Raw genomic sequence first — 22,912 nt, 5'->3', positions numbered from 1 at the left:
CCGGATATATTGTATCGTAGTAAATTTCATAAGTTTAACTTCAGAAATATAACTTGAAAGCATGTCAATTAAGAGTTAAAATACCACAAACATACGAGGAGGATATATTATGAAAATTTCAAAGAAAGATGCGTTGATATGGTTTGAATTTTTTTCAATATTGCCTGAGGAAGAGGAAATTATGACAAAACAACAAGAAATCATTTACTCTACCTTTGCACAAATTGAGGCAGCGATCGATCATAGAAATGATATGTTAATGTCGAAAATTAAAAGTTTGAAAACTTTGGAGAATAGAACTTTTTTTGTGGGAAATGAAAGTAAATTCCCAAAAGGATGTCGTTCTTGTTTGTTGGGTACTGGTTTGAGTGCAATTAGGAAAACGAACAAATGTAACATAGAGTGTAAGTTCTGTTATAATTATGGAGAACTAGAAGATATTCCTCCAGTTGGCGAAGGTATGTGGGAAATTGGAGGTACAAAATTTTATGAGAAAGATATTGATTTACTTCTTTCGATCCAGCAGAAACCCACTGGCATTTCCTACGTTTATTTAGAGCCATTCATGGAAATTGAAAAATACTATTCGGTAATAAAGAAATTTAGTGATGCTCAAATTCATCAACATCTATATACAAATGGCATTTTAGCTGCGGAAGAGACATTGAAAGCATTAGGTGAAGCCGGTCTTAACGAGATACGTTTCAACCTGGGTGCTTCTAAGTGTTCAGACAAAGTGATTGAAAATATTGGAATAGCGAAAAAATATATTAAAAATGTAGGTATTGAAACTCCAATGACCCCTGAGTTTTTCGAAGCTTTTTTTAAGAAAAAGCAAGCTATCTTAGAGACAAAACTTGATTTTATCAATTGTGCAGAATTACATTTAAATGAGAATAACATAGATAATTATTATGGGGAAAACATGTATATTTCCAGACATGGCTATATATCTCCAATTTGGAGTAGAGAATTAACTCTGAAATTCATGAAAATAGCCGATGAAGAAAAGTGGGATTTAGTAGTTCATGATTGCTCAAACTATACAAAATTTGCTAGAGGTTTAAATTTGAGCAGCAAAGAGGGTAAGTGGTTCGGAGCCAGTAATTATGCCTGTGAGTTTTCTGGGATTCCATATGCAGTATTTTTACCAATACTGCGTGATGACAATTTCAAATTTTTAAGTGAAGAAGAATTGCCTGACGGCTATAAACCCGGAGAGATGATTTCTTAGGGGGTCTTGTCATTTTGTTTTTCCTCAAAAAAGCTAGAAACACTCTTATGAGAGGTCAGACATCAAATTGTATCATTTTATTGCCAAAATAATGTGGAGTGTATAACTAGGATAGTAAGGAATACCAATGATTATACAGAATAAAGCAATATAAAAAATAGGTTTTCCCACCCATTTGCCACCGTAATTTATTTTTGGGTGGCAAGTATACCTTCTAAAAGTTTTGGGTGTGCCAAATTCCCATATACATTTACCCTTGCCAATTAATATTTTCTCGGCCTTTATAAATTTGTCTTCTAAATTTACACAGTCCCAAGTAAGACCACATACTTCACCTGCTCTCATTCCGGTATTAAGGGCTACCTGGAGAGGAATGTAAAAATTACTTCCTTTAATTTCAATCTTATCTTTAAAATATGTTCCTACAATCACCATAGCTGTTAAGCCAAGTGCTGTAGCACATATAAATCCTAATGCAATAACAGTTTTACTCAAATTTGTCACCTCCTCTGCTGTCAGATTAACTGCAACAACCTCTTTTGTAAGAGATAAATTCCGGAAGGTGGCTAACTAAAAACATTTTTGTTCTCTTGATTAATATTACACCATATACAACAAATTACCTTTTCATTTTACAAAAAAAGTTTAAAAAAGTTTATAAAACCTCTTGACTTAGAGTTAACTCCAAGTAGTAAAGTGAATTATAGAAGGTTCAGCACATTTATTCAAAAAGAATAACAGGAGGGATAAAATGGTAAAAAGTTTAATTGCATATTTTTCGCATTCGGGAAATACGGAGGTAATCGCAAGTATGATAAAAGAGAATGTAGGTGGTGATCTGTTTAAAATTGAAACAGTAGAAAAATATCCATCAAATTATAATGATGTAGTTAATGTTGCAAGAAAAGAGCAGGATGCTGACAGCAGACCAGAGTTGGCAAGAAAAGTAGAAAATATGGATTTCTATGATGTAATTTATATTGGTTTTCCTAATTGGTGGGGTACGATTCCGATGGGTGTATTTACATTTTTCGAATCATATGATTTTTCAGATAAAACTATCATTCCATTCTGCACACATGAAGGAAGCGGAATGGGCCGAAGTGAACGTGATATTAAGAAACTTTGTCCAAAATCTAATGTTTTAAGGGGTTTGCCAATTAGAGGTAGTAGTGTGCATGGAGCAGAAAAAGAGGTATCATGTTGGCTTCAGAGATAAGTATAATTTTTTATTATATTATTAAGAATGAATATATAAAACTTCTTACAAGTAATTTATAAATTTATAATTAAAAAATAAAGGAGACAGAACAATGAAAAATTTAAATGATTTAAGTAATAGTATAATTTTTCCAAGAGGCGAAAAAACTCCATCGGTATTTGCAAGGTATTTTATTGGTAATAGCTATCTCAAAATGGTTGTACCAGTTGATAGTCCATTAAAGTGCCCAATTGGGAATGTAACTTTTGAGCCAGGATGCCGTAATAATTGGCATAAACATCCAGGAGGACAGATTCTTTTAGCTACTGGCGGAAGAGGATGGTATCAAGAAGAAGGAAAAGAGGCACGCAAACTTTATCCAGGAGATGTAGTAGAAATACTTCCAAATGTGAAACACTGGCATGGAGCAGCAAAAGACAGCTGGTTTGTACATTTAGCAATAGAAGCAGATGCATCAGCAGGCCCAGCAGAATGGTTGGAACCAGTAACAGACGAATATTATAACAAACTATAATATTTTGAAATATATAATAAATAAAATTTCCTGGGGATGAGAAAATAGAAATAATATGAGGAGGTTCTATTATGGATTTAATGAAAGAAAAAAAATTTGGTTATGGATGCATGCGATTGCCTTTGTTAAATAAGGAAGACCAGACTTCTTTTGACTATGACCTAATTAACAAGTTATTTGATACCTATTTAGAAAAGGGATTTACTTATTTTGATACTGCTTATACATATCATGGCTATCATGGTGAAGAAGCTGTGCGTAAGGCTTTGATAGAACGCCATCCCAGGGATTCATTTCAGTTGGCTACAAAATTACCGTTGCGTGACTTCAAAGATAATGAGGATATGGAACGCATTTTTGACGAACAGTTGACAAACTGTGGTGTTGATTTCTTTGATTATTATCTGCTGCATAATATGGGTTCTAATGTTTACCAAAAGTGCTGCAAATATGGTGCTTTTGACTTTGTTGTGAAAAAGAAAACAGAGGGTAAAATTAAAGTTGTCGGTATGTCTTTCCATGACACACCAGAGCTATTAGAGGAAATTTTATCAGAGCATGGTGGTGGATTGGATTTTATTCAACTGCAGATTAACTATATTGACTGGGAACAGCCAAATGTTCAATCATGTCGCTGCCTGGAAATTGCCAATAAGTACAATAAACCAGTAATTGTCATGGAACCTTGCAAAGGTGGAAATCTTGTAAATATACCAAAAGAGGCTGAAAAACTGATGAAAGACTATAATTCCACTGCTTCTACTGCAAGCTGGGCACTTCGTTTTGCAGCCAGTCAGAAGGGAGTATTTCGTGTATTAAGTGGAATGAACAGTATGGAACAGGTAGAGGATAATACCTCATTTATGGCAAATTTTATATCTTTAAATGAAGAAGAGAATGCCATTATTCAAAAGGTTACTAAAATCATTGATCTAAATACAGCCGTACAGTGCACTGCTTGTGAATATTGTACACATGGATGTCCAAAGAACATCGCTATTCCCAAATATTTTGCACTGTACAACAGCATTATGCGTACTACCGGTAGTTTTTCAAGTCAGATGGTATATTACAACAATATTGCTATTAACCATGGAAAAGCAAGTGAATGTATTGAATGTAAACAGTGTGAGCGTGCTTGTCCACAACATCTGCCAATTACTACATATTTGAAAGATGTTGTAGAAAAGTTTGAAAAGAACAGTATTATCCCTACAAGAAAATAATTACTGATGAATGAGTAAATTAACTTGAAATGATATCTTTAGTTAGGATAGGATTAGATATGGAATATCGAATTTTAGGAAGAATAGAAATTAAATTTTCAAGGTGCTTAATTAAAATAATTGGAGAAAAATTAAATTTAGGAGGCCAGCAAATATGTTATTACAAGAGAAGTTTAAATTATTAAAAAGTAATATTAAAAAGAGAGGTAGTGCAGCAGTTGCTTTTTCAGGTGGAGTGGATAGTACTTTCTTAGTTAGGGTTGCACATGAAGTATTAGGTGATAAATTAATAGCAGTTACAGCTACTTCATCGACTTATCCCGAAAGAGAACTAAAAGAAGCAATTAAGTATGCTAAGGATATGAGTGTAAAACATTTAATTATATCTTCAGAAGAGTTAGATATTGAAGGCTTTGCTAGCAATCCTAAAAATAGATGTTACTATTGCAAAAAAGAACTTTTTACAAAGATAAAAGAAGTAGCTAAAGAAAATGACGTCGAATGTATTTTTGATGGTTCAAATTTTGACGATATTAGTGATTATAGACCAGGAATGCAAGCAGCAAAGGAATTAGAAGTAATAAGTCCACTTAAGGAAGCGAATCTTACTAAGGCAGATATAAGAGAACTTTCAAAAGAGCTAGGACTTCCAACTTGGAATAAACCTTCCTTTGCATGCTTATCTTCTAGATTTCCTTATGGAAAGAAAATTACTATTCCAAAGCTTAAGATGGTGGAGGAAGCAGAACAGTTTTTGCTTGATATGGGTATAAGACAAGTAAGGGTAAGACATCATGGAGAAATAGCTAGAATTGAAGTTTCTCCTGAGGAGAGAGTTAAATTTTTTGATATTGAAGTAATGGATAAGATAGGGAAAAAATTCAAAGAGATCGGGTTTACTTATATTACTTTAGATATGTTAGGATACAGAACTGGTAGTATGAATGAAGTGCTTTTAGCAGAAGAAAAGACAGTTTGATGAAATGTTTTAATTGATTATTTCTTGACTTAGGGTTTACCTAAAATGATAAGATAACATAGAGAGGAGTTGTCATATGAATTCTTATCAGAGGAGGGTATGAATGGAAACGAGGACTATATTAAAGAATAAGTTTTATTTGTATATGACAGAATTTTTTGCAGGAATGTCAGTAATGGCAGTGGAACTTGGAGCGAGCAGGCTTTTAGCACCGTATTTTAGTTCTTCACAAATTGTGTGGACAATTATTATCGGAACTATCATGATTGCAATGGCATTGGGCAATATCTGGGGGGGAAGAAGTGCAGATAAAAATCCTAATCCGGATAAGTTGTATATGCGAATGATTATAGCTGCTATATGGATTGCAGCAATACCGCTTCTGGGAAAGTATATAATTTTAGCTGTATCTGCAGCACTTGTTTTAACAATAAGTAATAACTTTTTAATTTTAGCAACCTTTTTAGCATGTATGATAATTTTTGTATTTCCGCTTTTCTTGCTGGGGACAGTTACACCTTCTCTGGTGAAATATACGGTAAATAGTTTGAGTGACAATGGAAAGATAGTGGGTATGTTAGGCGCAATTAATACAATTGGAAGCATCATTGGCACATTTTTACCTACCTTTGTTACGATCCCGGCAGTTGGAACATCCGTTACATTTTTAATATTTTCGGGGATTCTTCTGATACTTGGCATGATTTATTTTATAAACACAAAAGCAAAGAAAGTACAATGTATTATAAGTGCTATTTTGTTCATCTTTTGCAGCGTATTTGGCTCTTCGGATAGTTTTGCATTTTGGGAGAAAAATCTCTTGTACGAAGGAGAATCCATTTATAATTATCTGCAGGTGAAGGATACAAATGATAGCGTAATTCTTTCTACCAACGTACTTTTTGGAGTTCAATCCATTATGAAAAAAGATAACAGTTTGACGGGAATGTATTATGACTACGCACTTGCAGCACCCGTTATGTCCGGAATTCATAAGAAAAAAAATGCAAAGATTTTAGTGCTTGGCATGGGAACAGGTACTTATGCAAAACAGTGTCAAAAATATTTTCCCAATGTCTCCATTGAAGGTGTAGAAATAGATCAGAAAATAACCAATTTAGCTAGTAAGTATTTTAAGCTCCCGAACACTATAAAAGTAAATACTTATGATGGACGAGCATACTTGAATTCTGAAAATAAGAAATATGATGTGATTATGGTAGATGCGTATCAGGATATAACCATACCTTTTCAGATGTCTTCTAAAGAATTTTTTACTATTGTTAAAAATCATTTAGCAAAAGATGGTATCATGGTTGTAAATATGAATATGCATACCGAAAAAAAAGGAAATATTACACAGCATTTATCAGACACCATAGCAAATGTTTTTAATGAGGTATATACAGTGAATGTAGATGGCTCAACCAACAGAGAACTATTTGCAACGCAGAATATGGAAGCAGCTAAAACTTTTGAGCAAAACACTAGAGAATTAAGAAACAATGAATTAAAGACATTGATGTATAACATTGCAGATAATATGGACATATATGTAAAAGGAAATTATCTTCTGACTGATGATAAGGCACCAGTGGAACTTTTAGGAATGAGGGTAATCGATGAATTAATTCAGGATGAACTAAGTTATTACAAAAAAATATTCAAAGAAAAAGGTATAAATGGAGTACTAAAAAGTTTATAAAATTTCTTGACTTGGGGTTGACTCTAAGTAGTATTTTTATATTAAGAAATTAAAGTTATTTTGTGAAAAAGGGGTGTTAAAGTATGCATATTCCAGATAATTATTTAAGTCCATCGACTTGTGCAGTCATGGGGGCAGCTATGATTCCAATATGGGCGATATCAGTTAAAAAGGTAAAAAATGAAATATCTAAGGTTAAAATGCCATTACTTGGTATAGGTGCTGCATTTTCTTTTCTTGTGATGATGTTTAATGTACCGCTGCCAGGAGGTACAACAGGACATGCTGTAGGAGGAACGCTGCTGGCTATACTTTTAGGACCATTTGCAGCATGTATTTCAATTACTGTGGCTCTTCTTATCCAGGCGTTGCTTTTTGGAGATGGTGGAATACTGGCATTTGGAGCCAATTGCTTTAATATGGCATTCATAATGCCTTTTCTTGGTTATTTCATTTATAAGTTTATCAAGGATAGAACTAATTCTGAAAAAGGTGAATATGTTGGAATAATATTAGGATCTTATATAGGAATCAATTTTGCAGCTTTTATGGCAGGAATAGAATTTGGTATTCAGCCTCTACTATTTAAAAATGCGGCTGGACAAGCATTATACAGTCCGTATCCATTGTCTGTATCAATTCCAGCCATGCTTGTTCCTCATTTGCTAGTTGCAGGCGTAATTGAAGTTATATTTACAGTGGCAGTTTTTTCATTTATAAAGAAAGTTTCTCCAGGCACAATATACGAAGGAGCCAGGAGAAAGACAAAAGTTATCTATGGATTAATTGTCGCTTTAATTTGTTTGACACCTATAGGGCTTATTGCAACTGGAACAGCATGGGGTGAATGGGGAGCTGATGAAATAAAGAATGTGTCGGTTGGTGGTAAGGCACTTGGCTATGTTCCTGAAGGAATGAAAAATGGATTTAGCTTTAATACCTTTATGCCAGATTATGCAATTAAGGGACTGCCAGAGACTGCTGGGTATATTTTATCAGCAGTTGCAGGAGTAGTAATTTTAGTAATTTTATTTAAGATTATAAGCAGTTTGAAGAAAAATAAAACTAGAGACATAATTGGTAAAAGTGAGGAGAAGTAATATATATGCCTGAGTGGTTGTTAAAAGATGAAAATTATATTCCTAAATCAGATAAGGACACTTTTATTACAAAAAGTATTCTGTCCATATTAGAAGTTCTTTCGAAGATAAGAACTCAAAGCGGATATAAAAAAAATAAATTTAAAATAAATGTAACCTTGAAAGTTACATTTACATTTATACTTATATTGTTAGTTTCTATTACAAGAAGTTTTACATTTACAATTATTATTAATGTGTATCTGCTAGCGACATTGAGTATGATGGATGGCGAAGAAATTATAAAAGTTTTAAAAATTAGTCTGATAATGTCAGCTTTCACGTTTATTATACTTTTGCCGGCAATCTTTTGGAACAGTGGATTTAGCAGCATTATGATTACATCTAAAGTCTTTGCAACAGTAACTTGTGTAAATATACTTTCTCATTCTACAAGATGGAACTTTATAATCAGTGCATTAAAAAGATTTTTTGTGCCCGATATTTTTATTTTTGTCATGGATATTACTATAAAATACATAGTTATGCTGGGTGAATTTTCATTAAATATGTTATATTCATTAAAGCTTAGATCAGTTGGTGAAAATAGTAGTAAATATACACCGCTTTCAGGAATTGCTGGAACAATGTTTATAAAGTCAAAAGAAATCGCTGAAGATATGTATACTGCCATGGAGTGCAGAGGCTTCACAGGAGAATATCGAGTTATTAATAATAAAAATAAATTAAATTTTATAGACTATATATATATAATAGTTAATGTACTAATAATAGTTATTTTTATATACATGGGAAGGATTTAAAATGATTGATATAAGTAATGTATCGTATTCGTATTCAGGTATTCCTGCTTTAAAAAATATAAATCTTCATATAAATAAAGGAGAAGCTGTGGCATTATTAGGAGCCAATGGCAGTGGTAAATCAACATTGCTGAAGCTAATAAATGGTATTGTTTTCCCTGATAGTGGATGTTATAAGTTTAATAATGAAGAAATAACTCATGATAAACTTCAAGATACAAAATTCTCAAAACTCTTTCACCAGAAAATAGGTTTTGTATTTCAAAATTCAGATACGCAATTGTTCTGTGCTGATGTTTATGATGAAATTGCATTTGGACCCAGACAGATGGGAATGAGTGAGAATGATGTAGATGAAAGAGTTAATGATTGTCTATCATTGTTAAATATTACTGATTTCAAGCATAGGCAGCCATATCATTTAAGTGGTGGAGAAAAACGAAAAGTTGCTGTTGCTTGTGTTCTAGCTTTAAATCCAGAAGTTCTTGTCCTTGATGAACCTATGAACGGTCTTGATCCTAGAACTCAGAGATGGCTTGCGGAGTTTCTAGTTAAATTGAATAAGACAGGGAAGACATTGATAACTTCAACACATAATTTAGAATTAGTACAGGAAATATCCCAAAGAGCTGTACTGTTTGGAGAGGATCATTGTATTGCAGCTGATTTACCAACAGAGAAACTGCTAGCAGAGATAGATTTACTGAAAAAAGTAAATTTAGTAGATGAATATTATCACTGTCATAAAGGAAATCATCATGCACATTTTCACATGCATAACTATGAATTATAATTTTCTTTACTGAAAAATAAAAACAGCTTTTGATAAAAATATCTGGATATTGGTGATAAATGTAAATATAATTACTAATTCATTGATGTTCAAATTGGGAGTGAATATGATATTTTAATACTTAGGTCAAAATAAATGGGAATTGGAATGTAACAGCTTCAAGAATGAAAGATAGTGGAACAGTCTGGTCTATAGAGGGGGCAAAGCATATGAGTAAAATTCTTTGCCTTAAACATTCTAATAAAGTAAAGGTAAAATTAAGAACTATATTAAGAAACAGCAGAATTATAGACTTTATAGATGTTAATGAAATTATCAAGGAACAGTTAAAAGAATGTAAAAGAGCTATAAATGCTGAAGTAAAGGCACTTATAAGAGAACAGAAAAGGGCCAGAAAATATAATGAAAATATACAAAGCAGCATAATATATGGACAAGGCAAAATTACAAGAACTAGACAAATATTAAAGAGTCTATCAGGTTTTTGATTTTATGTTAAGTATATTACAATAAATTCAAAAAATGCATTATAAAATACAATGGAGTATCTCTGTCCAAAATGAAAAATGAAAAACATTAATATTAAAGAAGAATTTGCGCCATATAAATTTTTACTATGACCTATAAAAGAAATATAGTTTATTATTTTGTGTAAAATATGCTAAAATAGAGATGAGGTGATGTTTATGAGTTATAAATTGGATAATTCAGCCCTAATAGTAGTGGATGTGCAAAATGGTTTTATGAATAATTACACTAAATAATGCAGTGTGCTGCTTTATGTCATGGGAAAATATTGTTATATTAGGTGATGATGCTTTTTTAAGTGAAAAAATTTATGTACCGTTAGAAGTACGTACTCAATTAGCCTGGGTAATGAGTCATTATACAAATACATGGTGTGAATTTTTATTAGAAGAAAATTATAAGTCAAAAAATATAGATCAGTTTGAGTGGGATCTTACAAGAATTTATCAACAAACTGATAAACTAATAGATTCTACAATTGCAACAAGATATCAAGGCATATTTGATAAAATGATTCAGACAAGTCTTCTGAAGCAACAAATTACCAAGGCAAAAGAATCCTTAGAATATTTACATAAATATAACGTATATTTAAAAAATAGTGCTCAAAGAAAATATGCTTTTATTATAGAATTAGTTGTTTTTATTTTTGCATTTTTACAATCAGTCCCATTATTCTTTCAATTACCTTTTTTTCAAGGTAACAAGATATTTTATTTTCAGGTCGGGTATAGTATGTCTTTTATACTATTCATTATATTGTTTTATTTAAGAACAAAGGAATAATAAAGTAGTTATTGAACTTTTATAAAAATAGTTAATATATATTAAATTAAAAGGTAGACTTAGTGTTGCCTCAACTATTTGAAGGAGATATTAACTAATTGTGAAATTGATGTATCTGTTGGTTTATCAGCTATAGTAGTTAAGGATCTAAGGATCGTACTAGATCTATTGAAAATAATGGTCCATTAGAAAAGGAGAACAATTAAATGGAGTTAAATACAGAACAGTTAAGAATTATACCTTTAACGCTTTATCAGTTTAGATTATTACTTGATGGAATTGATAAAATGGAAAAGGAATTAAATTTAAGTGCCTCCGATGAACATTTAGATGAGCATACTCAACAAGCAATGGAAGGATTATACAAAAAAGCTGTAAAAAATAGAGGTAGCTATTTGTGGTACACAAATTGGCAAATTATTTTAAAATCTAAAAATAAAACTATTGGTAGCGCTTGTTTTATGAAATGTCCGGATGAAAATGGTCAAGTTGAAATAGGCTATGGTATTAATACTATTTATCAAAACAAAGGATATATGACTGAGGCGGCACAGGCCATTTGTGAGTGGGCTAGTAGTCAACGTGATGTGTCTCTTATCATTGCAGAAACAGAAAAAGATAATATTGCTTCTCATAAAGTGTTAAAAAAATGTGGAATGAAAAAATATAGGGAAACGGACGAAGGTATTTGGTGGTGTATGAGAGCGGTTGACTAATATAATCTTTAGTCAATGTGCCCTTTCCCCAATAAATTAGACAATCCAAACTCGTTGTTTCTAGCTTTTTCGTAAATCCACTTGTTATTATATATAATTTTAAATAATATTTCCATTTGGAATAAAGTTAAAATATAATACAATATACATTTGTAGATTTATACATAGATTATTTATATTAGGTGGTGCAAAATAAATATGAAAGTTCAGAACAAAAAGACACGTATAGCAGTGATTATTTTAGTAATAATAGACCAAGTTATTAAAATAATAATTAACAACAATTTTCTTGACAAAACATTCCCTATATTGTCTTCTTTGCTATACTTTGAGCCTACATTCAATAGGAGCTATTCATGGATTAATTCTATATTGCAATTGGGTATTGATAAATGGATACATATTTTAGCAGTAGTAATTATGAGTATATTAATATATCTGTTTTATCAATATCTAAATAAACTATTTGGAACCAATAAAATTATTAATATTATGTATGCTTTTATATTTTCTGGTGCTATGTGTTCACTAATTGATAAGATTTTTTGGAATGGTAGTTTAGATTACATATTATTAAACGGTTTTTTTACATTTGACCTAAAAGATGTATATATTAGTATTTTTATTGGGTTGCTAATCTTATCATTATTCTTAAAAAACAAAATTTTAAACCAAATTGATAATAATTTAGTAAAAGACTTTACTAAATATATTTTACAAAAATTATAAATATAAATTACATTAGGGTGTGTCTAAAAACTAAATATTGCGAAAGAAGCGAGTTTTAGGTAAAATAAGATAAAAAACTCGGAGGGTGCAAATATGTCACAGAAGCGTTATGAAATATCAGATGAACAATGGGATCAAATAAAAAACTTAATTCCAATAGCAAAAACAGGACGACCTCCAAAAGACAACCGACTTATATTTAATGCCATACTATGGATTGCAAGAAGTGGTGCAGCATGGCGTGATTTACCAGAACGCTTCGGTTCATGGAAAACTGTATACAGTCGTTTTTGTAAGTGGCGTAACGATGGTACTTTATTAACAATTTTTAAAGAGTTAACCTCAGATGCAGATTATGAAAATTTAAGCATTGATTCAACATGTATAAAAGCCCACCAGCACAGTGCTGGTGCTAAAAAGGGGCTGTAAACAGCGAAACAAAACAGCATATTGGATTGAGTCGCGGCGGACATACAACAAAAATTCATGCAGTTATTGATGGACTTGGCAATCCATTTTCAATTATCATCTGGCAATCTACACGACAGTACACAGGCCGTAGATGTTCTTTCCAACGTTGATATAGAAGGCAGCAATATCCTGGCAGATAAGGCATATGGCACAAATGAAATTAGAGAATATATTACTTCAAAGAAATCCTCATATACTATTCCACCAAAATCAAATGTAAGAGAACCATGGAATTGTGACTGGTGGCTGTACAAGGAACGTCATTTAGTTGAATGTTTCTTTAACAAAATCAAACATTTTAAAAGAATTGCAACTCGTTATGACAAGCTTGCTGATTCTTTCCTTGCTTTTGTTTATATTGCTGCTATTTTTATTTTATCTAAGTAATTTATTGTTGCATTGTTTTCAGACACACCCTATTAAAAGAATAAAAATTATTAATAGTTTTAACTAAGTCACATTATTCTTATTAGAGGACTAAAAGCCCATATCTAACGGTATAGGCTTTTTTCATGTTCGAAATTTCAAAGAAGGGGAACTTGTAAATAGATGCTTGTGTGTATATAACCTACATTCCGCACGTAAAAATTACCAAATAATTAATTACAGTAACCATTCAGCCTACATTTCACATGAAATTCCTCTGTATTATGGAATAGAAGCCTTAATATAATATATATTTCCATAAATCAATCTATAAAATACAATGTGTGAAAATCTGACAATTACACTTGTTGTAAATATTATAACAAAATGTATTAAATCGCATTAATATCTGGTATATCCCCTGTTTTAATAATGATTATTTGGTTATTTAAGAAACGATTTTATCCATAATAATGATACTATGGATAAATAAACATTAAAAAATGTTAAATTCTACGTGCGGAATGTGGGATATAACTTACAATGGCTGCACGGACACTTCAGGCTCATCTTCTAAATAATAAATTGTGGGCAATAATAAATATGGTACTTGCCCCCAGTTAAATGAGGATTTAACAGTCTATGGGACTTCTGAGCCAGAGAAGGCAAAAGGTGTTAAAACCTACACCTATTTAAGTGCAAGTACAGGAGCAAAGCCATTAGCACAAAAGATACAATTCTCCTGGAACCCTAGATTTCTAATTAAAAACATTAAAATTCAATATATAACATAAATTAGCATAATTTTGTACTGATTTGTCATAGGTGAATTAATGCCTCCAAAATTATGAAGGTGCCTACATTTAGTTAGAAGACTTTCGAAAAGTAGCTGGAAGTTCTGAAAAAGAGTATAATTAGCCAACCATTTATCATTAAACGGAAATTTTATAAAAAGTTGATAAAACTAAATCCAGTGTGTTTTATCCAAGCATCTAAATGTATATTAATTACTGCAAAAGTGGCTAAAGGCATACGCATCATTGCGCTTTGACATTCATATTCTTCAGCAGATGTATAGCATCATCAAAATCACATAAATCAGAAAGTAAAGGATTTGAGGCTACCTTTGCGGCCCAATTTGTGATAGAATAGGCCTGTTGATCAAGCATCAATACGAGAGATCGTATTATACCTTGCTGATTTTTGGCGGGGCGGCCTAAATCAGAATATAAAGGCTTGATTATGGGAAACAGGTTATCAAGGTTGAGAAGATAGAGTTTTGAAATAACTTTATCTAGTGCAACCACCCTGCTTCTTTGTATTTCATTTGGTATTAAATGCCTAGTATAAGCTTTCTTATTACAATATATAATAAAATTATTATTAATGTAAATTTTAGAATTATATATGAGTTGAATTATTATATGGAGGATAAAAATGAAAAAATTCAATACTATATTACATAACATTATTATTATATTCATTATAACTTCTATATTGTTGTTTTGCACTAAAGTGACAGTTAATGCGAGTCGAATATTGGCAAAGAGAGGCCATTAATGTAGCAGTATTATTAAATAGATCTGGTGATATTTACATATTTTGATAAAAGAGCTGAAAGAATATTATACAAAGTGAGGTGCAATATATTGAAAAGAAAAAGGTTTATAGAGAAAATTCTTTTTGTAGTCGTAATTATTTTTATATTTAATATAAGTGAATATCATGTAAAATCAGTTTCAAAAATTAATTCAAATAAAAATATTTCTATATTAGTAGACATAAGTGAAGAGAGACTTTATTTGATAGATACAGAGAAAAATATAATTTTAAAAAAATATACTATAGCTAGTGGTAAGGTGGAAACACCTTCTCCAGTAGGTACATGGAAAGTTACTAGTATGGGGAAATGGAGTGGAGGTTTTGGCACAAGGTGGATTGGATTAAATGTACCTTGGGGAATATTTGGAATTCATGGAACAAATAGACCGGGCTCAATTGGAGATGAGGCTTCTCATGGATGCATTAGAATGCAAAATAAAGATGTCGAAGAGTTATATGAGTATGTAGACCTAGGAATGATAGTATGCATATATGCTGGACCATATGGTCCTTTTGAGAAAGGATTAGTAACTCTAAAACCTGGAGATAGAGGGGCAGATGTTTTAGAGGTGCAAAGAAAAATGAAAGAAAAAGGTTATTATCCTGGAAATTTAGATGGCATATATGGGGAGGAGATGAAGCAGTATGTAATAAAATTTAGAAAAGATAATAAACTTACAATTAGCCATAATATAGACTCTGAGTTTTATGAAAAACTAGGAATAAAATTAGTAGATTAAAATAATTTTTATAGTATGGACATTGAGTCTGTACTCTTTCTTTTTTGTCTAAAATAAAAAAATCAGCAGTCGGAATTAAATTGTCACCAGTTCGTTTTGCAAGTACATTATAAGTTAATAATGTTTATTATATTAAGAGGTAAGATACAGAGATAGTATATGACAGAATTGAGGTGAGTAATAATACTATTCTCTGTTTTTATTTAGCGATTAAAAGATATTATGCTTACATTTACATACAATGTTTCACCGATTCATAACTATAAAATTCTACTTAATACCATTTAATTCCATTTATTTTTTAGTACATGACACACTTGCTGGTAATACCACATGGCCATCAAGCTAAGAAACGATAATAATGCATTAAATCAATTAGTGTAAGAGATTGAGGTAAGACAAATTTATGTTATTGTAAATTTTAGAATAAGTGTTACTTTGATATAATTTTTTATATATCAAAAAAGCTCCTGTACTCATAATTTTTTTGAAGACATAAACTTTGAAATTAGAATTTGTGAATTATATTTTATTTTTGTTCATTAATTTCTATTTTGTTAAATCATAACTCAAATTAATTAAATTGTAGATTTCCTCTTTAGGAAAAGGGCTATCCAAAATAATTGTAATCCAGTGTTCTTTATTCATGTGGTATGCAGGTAAAATCCCCTGTTGGCTTCTTAATAAACTATTTAATGCTGGGTCACACTTCAAGTCTAATATTTCAGCACTTCCTTTTCCTGTCAAGCCTAATTTAATTCTTGGTACATTCATAACTAGTCCGTACCATTTGCCACCCCCCTCATGTCTAATTACCGCATAATCTGGATATTTAAACCAAGGATAGTCAGGCTCTGTATCAAATTTTTCCTTTACATAAGCAAAAATTTCTTCTCTTTCTATCATAAAAATACCTCCTGAAATTCCGATTTATCACATACCCAAATACCATTATTTAACGTCCTTCCATAGCAATTTATACTAAATATAGTAAAGTAAATGGTTAACTAAGTCAATATCTTCACTTTGATTTAGTTACCGAGTTTATTAACTATAGAAATGGCTTACTTACATTTTGTAATATAAAAAGAAAAATAGTAAAGCAAATGGTCGTTTATTTTATCCAATTTATTAAAGCTATTTTGCCCCTTATAACACGTTCGGTGGTGTTAGGCCAAAGTATAAGATTTTTTATAAAAAAGGTTGTTTAAGATATGAAAAAACTACGACGTAAATGGTTAAATTAATGTTTTCTAGAAACTAAATAATATGGTATTAAAAACATTAAAATTCAACATAATTTTATAAAATATAGTAGATCGATAATGATTTCAATATTGATAAATAGATAATAATTCCCGGAAAAATAATTAATTATTTAAAAAATATATATAATTTATGATAAAATATTAAAAAAGTATTGTGATAAATATGAAATTAAATTATAATGAATCAAATACCAAAATAATACCTTTGACACAATTTAGCATAATTTTGTGCTGATTTGTCATAGGTGAACTAATACAAAATTCTGAAAGTGCCTATATCTAGTTGTTATAGAAAGGAGTGGGAAATGGGAAAATGGAGACAAGTCTAAGAGAGTTCTATAAAAATAGTTATCTATATGATAGAGTTCCATATATTCATGAGTTTACACCAAGTGGAAAGGTTGCTGGAGCAATATTTGCAATTTCAACAATTGAAAATGCCATTCCTATTTTACATGGTTCTAGCGGATGTGGATTTCATTACAGATATGTTTGCAGAAGAAGCTGGAAGCCAGCATATAATCTAAAATGTACGGGTTTAAAGGAAAAAGATATTATAATGGGGGGAAGTGAAAAATTAAAGGAGGCAATTATTGAAACGGCGAAAAAATATAATCCATCATTAATTGGCATTATTCCAGCATCCTCTGTTGATATGACTGGGGATGATATAGAAGGAGTTATTAGAGAGTTACAGCCTCAAATTACTTGTAAGCTATTATTCGTTAAATCAAAAAAGATTTCACATGCTGATAAGAGAGGTAATGCAAGAAAAAGTTTTTGTGAAAATAACACTGATAAGAAAAAGATTCATGATGGCAATTTAAAAAGTTGTGGGTTTTCAGAAGCTATGGAGGTAATCGTTGAAAATGTAATGAAACCTCAAGAAGTAGAGAATACTCTTATAAACATATGCGGTTTTTACTGGGGAATTCATGAAAATGCCATGGTAAATGGTATAAAAAAAGAATTGGAGAAGATGGGAATAAAAATAAATGCATTTATACCAAATTGTTCTGTTGAAGAACTAGAAACAGCACCTAGAGCAGCACTTAATATAATAACAAGTCGTGTTAAATGGGTAATAAAAATGAAAGAATTATATGGAACGGAATTTATGATAGTCAAAAACGAAGATTATGGCTACAGAGGTCTAAATGGAATTGAAGAATTTTATATAGATATAGCTAAGAAAATTGGAGCTTATGAGAGATTAGGCAGGTACTTAAATGAGCGGAAAGTTCATATTCAGGAGAGGCTAGAAAAAAAATTGCTTAAGATGAGTAAATACACTTGTGCTATATATTGTGAAGATTTTAGAGATATATATAAATTAATTTATTTTTATGGCTGCGTATTAAAACTAAAAATAAAATATGTAGTTGTTACAGTTAAACAAAATGGGTATATGAGTTTATTTTCTAAAGATACATTGTTTGAGATGGCAAAAGAAAATATAGTAGAAGGTTTAAATGAATTAGATTATGAGGTTAATTGGAAAATTAATTTTGATATAGAAAAAATCATTGCATTTGAAGAAAATGCAGATTTATGCATTGGGTATACACATATTCAAAATTCTAAACATATTAATCTACCATCGTTCATACCATTAGATTTTAATAATTATGAAAAATTTATACTTCATTATATAGATATGATTAATAGAACTGTATTTCGTGAGGATAAGAGCTTGCTTTTAGATAATTATAATAGTGTGAATGTCAATGAGAAGGTAAGTAAAAAAATGTGGGATATTCTCTGGCTACAGAGAGGAGGGAAATGAGATGAATTGTGATAGTGAGTGTAGATTGTTTGGAGCATACAGAGTAGTTATAAGTATTAAAGATTCTGTAATTTTGATTCATTCAACAGTTGGTTGTAACTGGGGAACACTAGCATTTCATATTTCATCAAAAATAAGTGATATAAGACAGACATCTACAGTTATTTATGAAGAAGAGATAGTAAATGGAGGAGAAAAAATTTTAGAAGAAGCTTTAGAAAATATAGTTAAACTCTATGAGGCTGAAGTTATATATGTGATAACTGGATGCATACCTGAAATATTAAATGATGATGCTCTAAATGTCATTAATAGGTTTAAACAGAAGAACAATTTAGAAAATATTTTTTTATTAAATGAACCAGGTTTCAATGATGCAGGTATAAGAGGTATGAAAAGTGCATTCAAACTATTAATAGATGAAATGATGCCAAGAGAAATAATTAAAAATTCAATTAATTTAATAGGCTTTTTCTCTGATGATTACAAAGTTGATTCGGATTTAATTAATATAGAGAATATGCTGGAGGATTTCATATATATAAATTCTATTTTTCCCTATGATAGCTATGAGAATATTATGAAAGTACCATCAGCTGTGGTAAATGTTGTATTAGATGGGTTCCAGTTTGTTGGAGAAATGTTAAAAGAAAAATTTGGAACTCCCTATATAACTGTCAGTTATCCATATGGAATAACGGGCAGTAGAATTTTTGTAAATAAAATACTGGCAGCATTGTCAATTAAAGTCCATGAAAATTTCGATGAAAAGGAAACTTTATCATTAGAATTATTAAATGAACTTCACTCATTTATAGATACTTTTATGGGTATGCCAGTAGCTGTTTTAGGAGACAAGGCAAGAATATATGGTCTAAAAAAATTTTTAGAAACTGAACTTGGAATAGTTGTAGATGTGTTAATTGATACTGAACAAAAAAAAGACAGGGAGGAGATAAGAGATGAAGTTTTTAAATCTAATTCAGTAATGATTTTTGGATCGTCTTTTGAGAGGGGATTAGCTAATGAACTGGATATTCCTTTTCTGCAGTATACATATCCAGTGCTTGACAAGATTAGTATTAGCAAAAGTGGTTATGCTGGGGTTGAAGGAATGTCATTTTTGGTTGAGGACATATTGAATTTGGCTTATTTTTATAAACTTATTGCAAAATATTGATAAAAATCAGTTTAGAAGGAGGGAGAAATCGTGGATATAAGCTCTAAAAAAATTGCTATTGGAAAGTCTCAAAATTACAAGTTAGTTATTATGCGAAAAGTAATAGCGTTGATGATTTTAATACTGCTTGTATTAATAAGCTTTGTAATTGATCTCTCAACTGGACCGGCAATGTTGAATATTTTTGATGTAATCACTTCATTGATGAATCCTGAGTCACTGGGCAGAAAAGTGAATATAATTGTCAGGGTAATTAGATTACCAATAGCAACTATGGCACTATTAGCTGGTGCAGGATTAGCAATTGCAGGTATGGAAATGCAGACTATACTTAATAATAATCTTGCTAGTCCGTATACACTGGGAATATCTTCGGCAGCATCTTTTGGAGCCTCAATATCTTTGATTTTTGGATATGCATTCTTACCCAAATACATGAATAATTATGCCACTCCTATATTTGCTTTTGCTTTTTCATTAATATCATCCTTTTTTATTTATACCATTGGAAAGATAAAAAAGGATAGAGGAACAATAATTTTAGCTGGGATTGCAATAAGTTTTATGTTTACAGCGTTAAATTTTATTCTTACATACTTTGTACCAGATGAAATTTTAAGAGGTATAACTAACTGGTCACAAGGGTGTATCTTAGGAGCTACATGGCAGCAGGATGCAATAGTATTTGTAGTACTTGTAATAGTGACACCAATTCTCTTTAGAGAATCCTGGAAGCTAACATCATTATGTATGGGGGAAAGTACTGCAGCAGCTTTAGGGATTAATGTAGAAAAGTTAAGAACAAAGGTTTTGATATTATCTTCATTAATAACATCCATCGCAGTTTGCTTTGTTGGAACCATAGGCTTTGTTGGACTAGTTGCACCCTATGTAGCTAAGTCTTTAGTAGGAGAAGAACAAAGGTTTTTTATTCCGGCATCTATGTTAACTGGAGCATTTATGTTATCAGTTTCATCTGTGCTAAGCAAGGTTGCCATATCAGGGGTACAGATTCCTTTAGGAATAGTTACTTCAATTATAGGTATTCCGTTTTTATTGGTACTTATTTTAAAACAAGGAAGGTGAGAAGAGTATGAGTCTTAAAATACAGAATATTAATTATAAACATTCTTCTAAATTTTCTCTAAATAATATTAGTTTGACTTTTCATAATAATGTAACTGCAATTATTGGGCCAAATGGTTCAGGAAAGTCTACATTAGTTAAGTGTATTTTAAATATATATAAGTGTGATGGTGAAATGTATTACCAAGGTGAAAGCATTAAGAAACAGAAAAAAGAATTTATTAAGCAAAAGGTAGGTTACTTGCCCCAAACAACACAAAATGATGCTTCAATTACTGTTTTTGAAGCTGTGCTTTTAGGACTAATAAATACACTAAATCTTAAAGTTAGTAAAAAGCAGGAACAAAAGGTAAATAATATTTTAGATGCTTTTGAATTGCAGCACTTAGCAAAAAGTAAAATTAATGAATTAAGTGGCGGTCAGCTTCAAATGGTGTCATTAGCTCAATCAATAATTAAAGAACCAGAAATTCTCATATTAGATGAGCCATTAAATAATCTAGATATACATCGTCAATTTTCACTAATGAATACAGTATCAAATTTAGCATATGAAAAAAAGATGATTGTAATAATTGTAATGCACGATATAAATCTCACATCAAGATATGCTGATAATATTGTTGTCATGAAAGATGGCAATATTTATTCTCACGGAACACCTAAGGAAGTCTTAACAAAAAAAATGATAAGGGAAATATATAAAATTGATAGTGAAATATATGTAAATAAACAAGGTAAACAAGTTATTGAATTCGTAGGCATTTCCACTGAAACTGATAAGAATAAATATAAATTAGTATCTCATATTTAAATCAATTATATACGAACTGGAGGGAATTGAAATGAAAAAGATTTATATGAAGAGAAAACTGCTGAGTATGTTATTCATTGCAGTCATGTTGATATCTTTGGTTGGATGTGGCACCACAGCAAGAAAAGAAGAAACAGCAAAGAATACACCTGCAACGAAAACATATACTGACATGGCAGGCAGAAAAGTAAAATTATCAACTAACATAAATAAAATTGTCACACTGAGATATATGGAAACGAATATTTTAGGGGCCATATTGGGTAAGGATTTTGACAAAAAAGTAATATCTCTAGGGCAGGATTTAAAAACCAATGACATAGATTTGTATCAAAAGTTTTCACAAACTTTTGACATGGACAAAATTGTACAATGTGGAAGCATATATGATGATTCAGTAAGCAGTGAGAAACTGCTGGAGCTCGATCCGGACATTATTATTGTTGATTATTATTTTATGCAGAAGAGCAGCGTTAAAAAATTGATTGAGGTTGGATTGCCTGTAGTTTTTATTGATTCGGATGGCTCTAATCCTAAAAAGGATCCATTATATAGTATGCTGGACAGTATGTCTATGTTAGGTGATATGTTAGGGTACAAAGAAAAGACAGACGAAATGGTAAAATATGCTAGAGACAGAATTGACAATGTACTAAAGATTGCCAATAAAGCTGTAAAAGAAAGTTCGAAAAAGCCGTCTGTTTATTTTGAATTGGGGAATGTAACACCTGAGGAAATTGGAACCACAAGAGGAGAGACATCTACTGGATTTGGAGCGTTACTTAAAAGATTAGGTGCTGAAAATATAGGAGAAGGGCACGGGTCGGAATCACTGAATCCTGAAATAGTTTTAAGTTCAAATCCTGATATGATTATGATAGGTGGAGCAAATTGGAATCCAACGTCAAATATTATGAGATTTGGTTATTTTGTCACTGAAGAACAAGCTAAAAAACATTTAGGAGAGTATACGAAACGATCTGGCTGGAGTGAGCTTTCAGCTATTAAAAATGGCAGATTATATGGATTTCATTTTAATTATGCCAAATATCCCTTTGATTTTGCAGTTGTTGAATATATTGGGAAGAAATTGTGGCCGGAACAATTTAAAGATGTTGATCCAGAAGCAGATTTAAAAGAATTTTTTTCTAAATATATGCCTATTAACTATTCTGGAGTATTTTTTGAAGACTGGAAAGATGAATAATAGTATATAGCTAAGAAAACAGTATCAAGTCTGGCATATGAGAAAAATATGAAATAG

Annotated in this window: 22 protein-coding genes and 1 pseudogene; 21 read left to right on the top strand and 2 right to left on the bottom strand. The window is 31.0% G+C overall.

Translation table 11 applies throughout. The features are described from left to right. Window positions 1-109: 109 nt before the first annotated feature. Window positions 110-1,234: a radical SAM protein gene (locus AB3K27_RS13775; protein ID WP_368487994.1), complete on the top strand. Its 1,125-nt coding sequence runs from the start codon at window positions 110-112 to the stop codon at window positions 1,232-1,234. A gap of 72 nt (window positions 1,235-1,306) precedes the next feature. Here the strand turns inward: AB3K27_RS13775 and AB3K27_RS13770 are convergent, their stop codons facing one another. Next, the gene (locus AB3K27_RS13770) at window positions 1,307-1,729 is read right to left on the bottom strand and encodes a tyrosine-type recombinase/integrase (protein ID WP_368487993.1); all 423 of its coding nucleotides are present in this window, start codon (window positions 1,727-1,729) and stop codon (window positions 1,307-1,309) included. A 256-nt stretch (window positions 1,730-1,985) separates the two neighbouring features. Between AB3K27_RS13770 and AB3K27_RS13765 the strand changes: the two genes are divergently transcribed. The 15 genes and pseudogenes from AB3K27_RS13765 (at window position 1,986) to AB3K27_RS13695 (ending at window position 15,514) form a co-directional block, all read left to right on the top strand. Next, complete coding sequence (locus AB3K27_RS13765; protein WP_368487992.1) at window positions 1,986-2,453, top strand: flavodoxin; 468 nt, start codon at window positions 1,986-1,988, stop codon at window positions 2,451-2,453. 94 nt (window positions 2,454-2,547) lie between these two features. Further along, window positions 2,548-2,970, top strand: coding sequence for a cupin domain-containing protein (locus AB3K27_RS13760; protein ID WP_368487991.1), 423 nt, complete (start codon window positions 2,548-2,550; stop codon window positions 2,968-2,970). A 71-nt stretch (window positions 2,971-3,041) separates the two neighbouring features. Beyond that, window positions 3,042-4,196, top strand: coding sequence for an aldo/keto reductase (locus AB3K27_RS13755; protein WP_368487990.1), 1,155 nt, complete (start codon window positions 3,042-3,044; stop codon window positions 4,194-4,196). A gap of 154 nt (window positions 4,197-4,350) precedes the next feature. Further along, window positions 4,351-5,175 carry an ATP-dependent sacrificial sulfur transferase LarE gene (larE, locus tag AB3K27_RS13750; protein WP_368487989.1) on the top strand — a complete coding sequence of 275 codons (825 nt, stop codon included), beginning with the start codon at window positions 4,351-4,353 and terminating at the stop codon, window positions 5,173-5,175. A gap of 103 nt (window positions 5,176-5,278) precedes the next feature. Further along, on the top strand, window positions 5,279-6,880 hold the full coding sequence (locus AB3K27_RS13745; protein ID WP_368487988.1) for a spermidine synthase: 1,602 nt from the start codon (window positions 5,279-5,281) through the stop codon (window positions 6,878-6,880). A gap of 83 nt (window positions 6,881-6,963) precedes the next feature. Continuing rightward, on the top strand, window positions 6,964-7,980 hold the full coding sequence (cbiM, locus tag AB3K27_RS13740; RefSeq protein ID WP_368487987.1) for a cobalt transporter CbiM: 1,017 nt from the start codon (window positions 6,964-6,966) through the stop codon (window positions 7,978-7,980). Between the two features lie 5 nt (window positions 7,981-7,985). Further along, on the top strand, window positions 7,986-8,783 hold the full coding sequence (locus AB3K27_RS13735; protein WP_368487986.1) for an energy-coupling factor transporter transmembrane component T: 798 nt from the start codon (window positions 7,986-7,988) through the stop codon (window positions 8,781-8,783). Between the two features lies 1 nt (window position 8,784). Further along, window positions 8,785-9,576: an energy-coupling factor ABC transporter ATP-binding protein gene (locus AB3K27_RS13730; protein WP_368487985.1), complete on the top strand. Its 792-nt coding sequence runs from the start codon at window positions 8,785-8,787 to the stop codon at window positions 9,574-9,576. 209 nt (window positions 9,577-9,785) lie between these two features. After that, a complete protein-coding gene (locus AB3K27_RS13725) occupies window positions 9,786-10,064 on the top strand; it encodes a hypothetical protein (protein WP_368487984.1) in 279 nt (92 codons plus the stop codon). Window positions 10,065-10,356: 292 nt separating this feature from the next. Then, window positions 10,357-10,890 (top strand): hypothetical protein, encoded by a 534-nt coding sequence (locus AB3K27_RS13720; protein ID WP_368487983.1) that lies wholly within the window; start codon window positions 10,357-10,359, stop codon window positions 10,888-10,890. A 206-nt stretch (window positions 10,891-11,096) separates the two neighbouring features. Further along, window positions 11,097-11,606, top strand: coding sequence for a GNAT family N-acetyltransferase (locus AB3K27_RS13715; RefSeq protein WP_368487982.1), 510 nt, complete (start codon window positions 11,097-11,099; stop codon window positions 11,604-11,606). Window positions 11,607-11,804: 198 nt separating this feature from the next. After that, window positions 11,805-12,335, top strand: a complete 531-nt coding sequence (locus tag AB3K27_RS13710; RefSeq protein WP_368487981.1) for a signal peptidase II — start codon at window positions 11,805-11,807, stop codon at window positions 12,333-12,335. A 93-nt stretch (window positions 12,336-12,428) separates the two neighbouring features. Beyond that, window positions 12,429-13,193 (top strand): annotated as a pseudogene (locus tag AB3K27_RS13705) (IS5 family transposase). A gap of 566 nt (window positions 13,194-13,759) precedes the next feature. Beyond that, the gene (locus AB3K27_RS13700) at window positions 13,760-13,966 is read left to right on the top strand and encodes a hypothetical protein (RefSeq protein ID WP_368487980.1); all 207 of its coding nucleotides are present in this window, start codon (window positions 13,760-13,762) and stop codon (window positions 13,964-13,966) included. An 855-nt stretch (window positions 13,967-14,821) separates the two neighbouring features. After that, a complete protein-coding gene (locus tag AB3K27_RS13695; RefSeq protein ID WP_368487979.1) occupies window positions 14,822-15,514 on the top strand; it encodes a L,D-transpeptidase family protein in 693 nt (230 codons plus the stop codon). 549 nt (window positions 15,515-16,063) lie between these two features. Here AB3K27_RS13695 and AB3K27_RS13690 read toward each other — a convergent pair. Next, on the bottom strand, window positions 16,064-16,420 hold the full coding sequence (locus AB3K27_RS13690; RefSeq protein WP_368487978.1) for an MmcQ/YjbR family DNA-binding protein: 357 nt from the start codon (window positions 16,418-16,420) through the stop codon (window positions 16,064-16,066). A 675-nt stretch (window positions 16,421-17,095) separates the two neighbouring features. Between AB3K27_RS13690 and AB3K27_RS13685 the strand changes: the two genes are divergently transcribed. The 5 genes from AB3K27_RS13685 to AB3K27_RS13665 are packed head-to-tail and all read left to right on the top strand — an operon-like array spanning window position 17,096 to window position 22,855. Beyond that, window positions 17,096-18,568 (top strand): nitrogenase component 1, encoded by a 1,473-nt coding sequence (locus AB3K27_RS13685; RefSeq protein WP_368487977.1) that lies wholly within the window; start codon window positions 17,096-17,098, stop codon window positions 18,566-18,568. 1 nt (window position 18,569) lies between these two features. Continuing rightward, complete coding sequence (locus AB3K27_RS13680; RefSeq protein ID WP_368487976.1) at window positions 18,570-19,748, top strand: nitrogenase component 1; 1,179 nt, start codon at window positions 18,570-18,572, stop codon at window positions 19,746-19,748. Between the two features lie 30 nt (window positions 19,749-19,778). Further along, the gene (locus AB3K27_RS13675; protein ID WP_368487975.1) at window positions 19,779-20,834 is read left to right on the top strand and encodes a FecCD family ABC transporter permease; all 1,056 of its coding nucleotides are present in this window, start codon (window positions 19,779-19,781) and stop codon (window positions 20,832-20,834) included. A gap of 7 nt (window positions 20,835-20,841) precedes the next feature. Beyond that, window positions 20,842-21,648: an ABC transporter ATP-binding protein gene (locus AB3K27_RS13670; protein ID WP_368487974.1), complete on the top strand. Its 807-nt coding sequence runs from the start codon at window positions 20,842-20,844 to the stop codon at window positions 21,646-21,648. Between the two features lie 31 nt (window positions 21,649-21,679). Beyond that, window positions 21,680-22,855, top strand: a complete 1,176-nt coding sequence (locus AB3K27_RS13665) for an ABC transporter substrate-binding protein (protein ID WP_368487973.1) — start codon at window positions 21,680-21,682, stop codon at window positions 22,853-22,855. Window positions 22,856-22,912 lie beyond the last annotated feature (57 nt).

The sequence above is a fragment of the Clostridium sp. BJN0013 genome, assembly GCF_040939125.1.
Lineage (GTDB): Bacteria > Bacillota > Clostridia > Clostridiales > Clostridiaceae > Clostridium_B.
This window is presented reverse-complemented; position numbering and strand designations above follow the sequence as displayed.

Excerpts from the sequence above, each read along its gene's own strand:
- AB3K27_RS13775 (WP_368487994.1), top strand. The coding sequence starts at position 110 with ATGAAAATTTCAAAGAAAGATGCGTTGATATGGTTTGAATTTTTTTCA.
- AB3K27_RS13765 (WP_368487992.1), top strand. The coding sequence starts at position 1,986 with ATGGTAAAAAGTTTAATTGCATATTTTTCGCATTCGGGAAATACGGAG.
- AB3K27_RS13760 (WP_368487991.1), top strand. The coding sequence starts at position 2,548 with ATGAAAAATTTAAATGATTTAAGTAATAGTATAATTTTTCCAAGAGGC.
- AB3K27_RS13755 (WP_368487990.1), top strand. The coding sequence starts at position 3,042 with ATGGATTTAATGAAAGAAAAAAAATTTGGTTATGGATGCATGCGATTG.
- larE (WP_368487989.1), top strand. The coding sequence starts at position 4,351 with ATGTTATTACAAGAGAAGTTTAAATTATTAAAAAGTAATATTAAAAAG.
- AB3K27_RS13745 (WP_368487988.1), top strand. The coding sequence starts at position 5,279 with ATGGAAACGAGGACTATATTAAAGAATAAGTTTTATTTGTATATGACA.
- cbiM (WP_368487987.1), top strand. The coding sequence starts at position 6,964 with ATGCATATTCCAGATAATTATTTAAGTCCATCGACTTGTGCAGTCATG.
- AB3K27_RS13735 (WP_368487986.1), top strand. The coding sequence starts at position 7,986 with ATGCCTGAGTGGTTGTTAAAAGATGAAAATTATATTCCTAAATCAGAT.
- AB3K27_RS13730 (WP_368487985.1), top strand. The coding sequence starts at position 8,785 with ATGATTGATATAAGTAATGTATCGTATTCGTATTCAGGTATTCCTGCT.
- AB3K27_RS13725 (WP_368487984.1), top strand. The coding sequence starts at position 9,786 with ATGAGTAAAATTCTTTGCCTTAAACATTCTAATAAAGTAAAGGTAAAA.
- AB3K27_RS13720 (WP_368487983.1), top strand. The coding sequence starts at position 10,357 with ATGTCATGGGAAAATATTGTTATATTAGGTGATGATGCTTTTTTAAGT.
- AB3K27_RS13715 (WP_368487982.1), top strand. The coding sequence starts at position 11,097 with ATGGAGTTAAATACAGAACAGTTAAGAATTATACCTTTAACGCTTTAT.
- AB3K27_RS13710 (WP_368487981.1), top strand. The coding sequence starts at position 11,805 with ATGAAAGTTCAGAACAAAAAGACACGTATAGCAGTGATTATTTTAGTA.
- AB3K27_RS13690 (WP_368487978.1), bottom strand. The coding sequence starts at position 16,420 with ATGATAGAAAGAGAAGAAATTTTTGCTTATGTAAAGGAAAAATTTGAT.
- AB3K27_RS13685 (WP_368487977.1), top strand. The coding sequence starts at position 17,096 with ATGGAGACAAGTCTAAGAGAGTTCTATAAAAATAGTTATCTATATGAT.
- AB3K27_RS13680 (WP_368487976.1), top strand. The coding sequence starts at position 18,570 with ATGAATTGTGATAGTGAGTGTAGATTGTTTGGAGCATACAGAGTAGTT.
- AB3K27_RS13670 (WP_368487974.1), top strand. The coding sequence starts at position 20,842 with ATGAGTCTTAAAATACAGAATATTAATTATAAACATTCTTCTAAATTT.
- AB3K27_RS13665 (WP_368487973.1), top strand. The coding sequence starts at position 21,680 with ATGAAAAAGATTTATATGAAGAGAAAACTGCTGAGTATGTTATTCATT.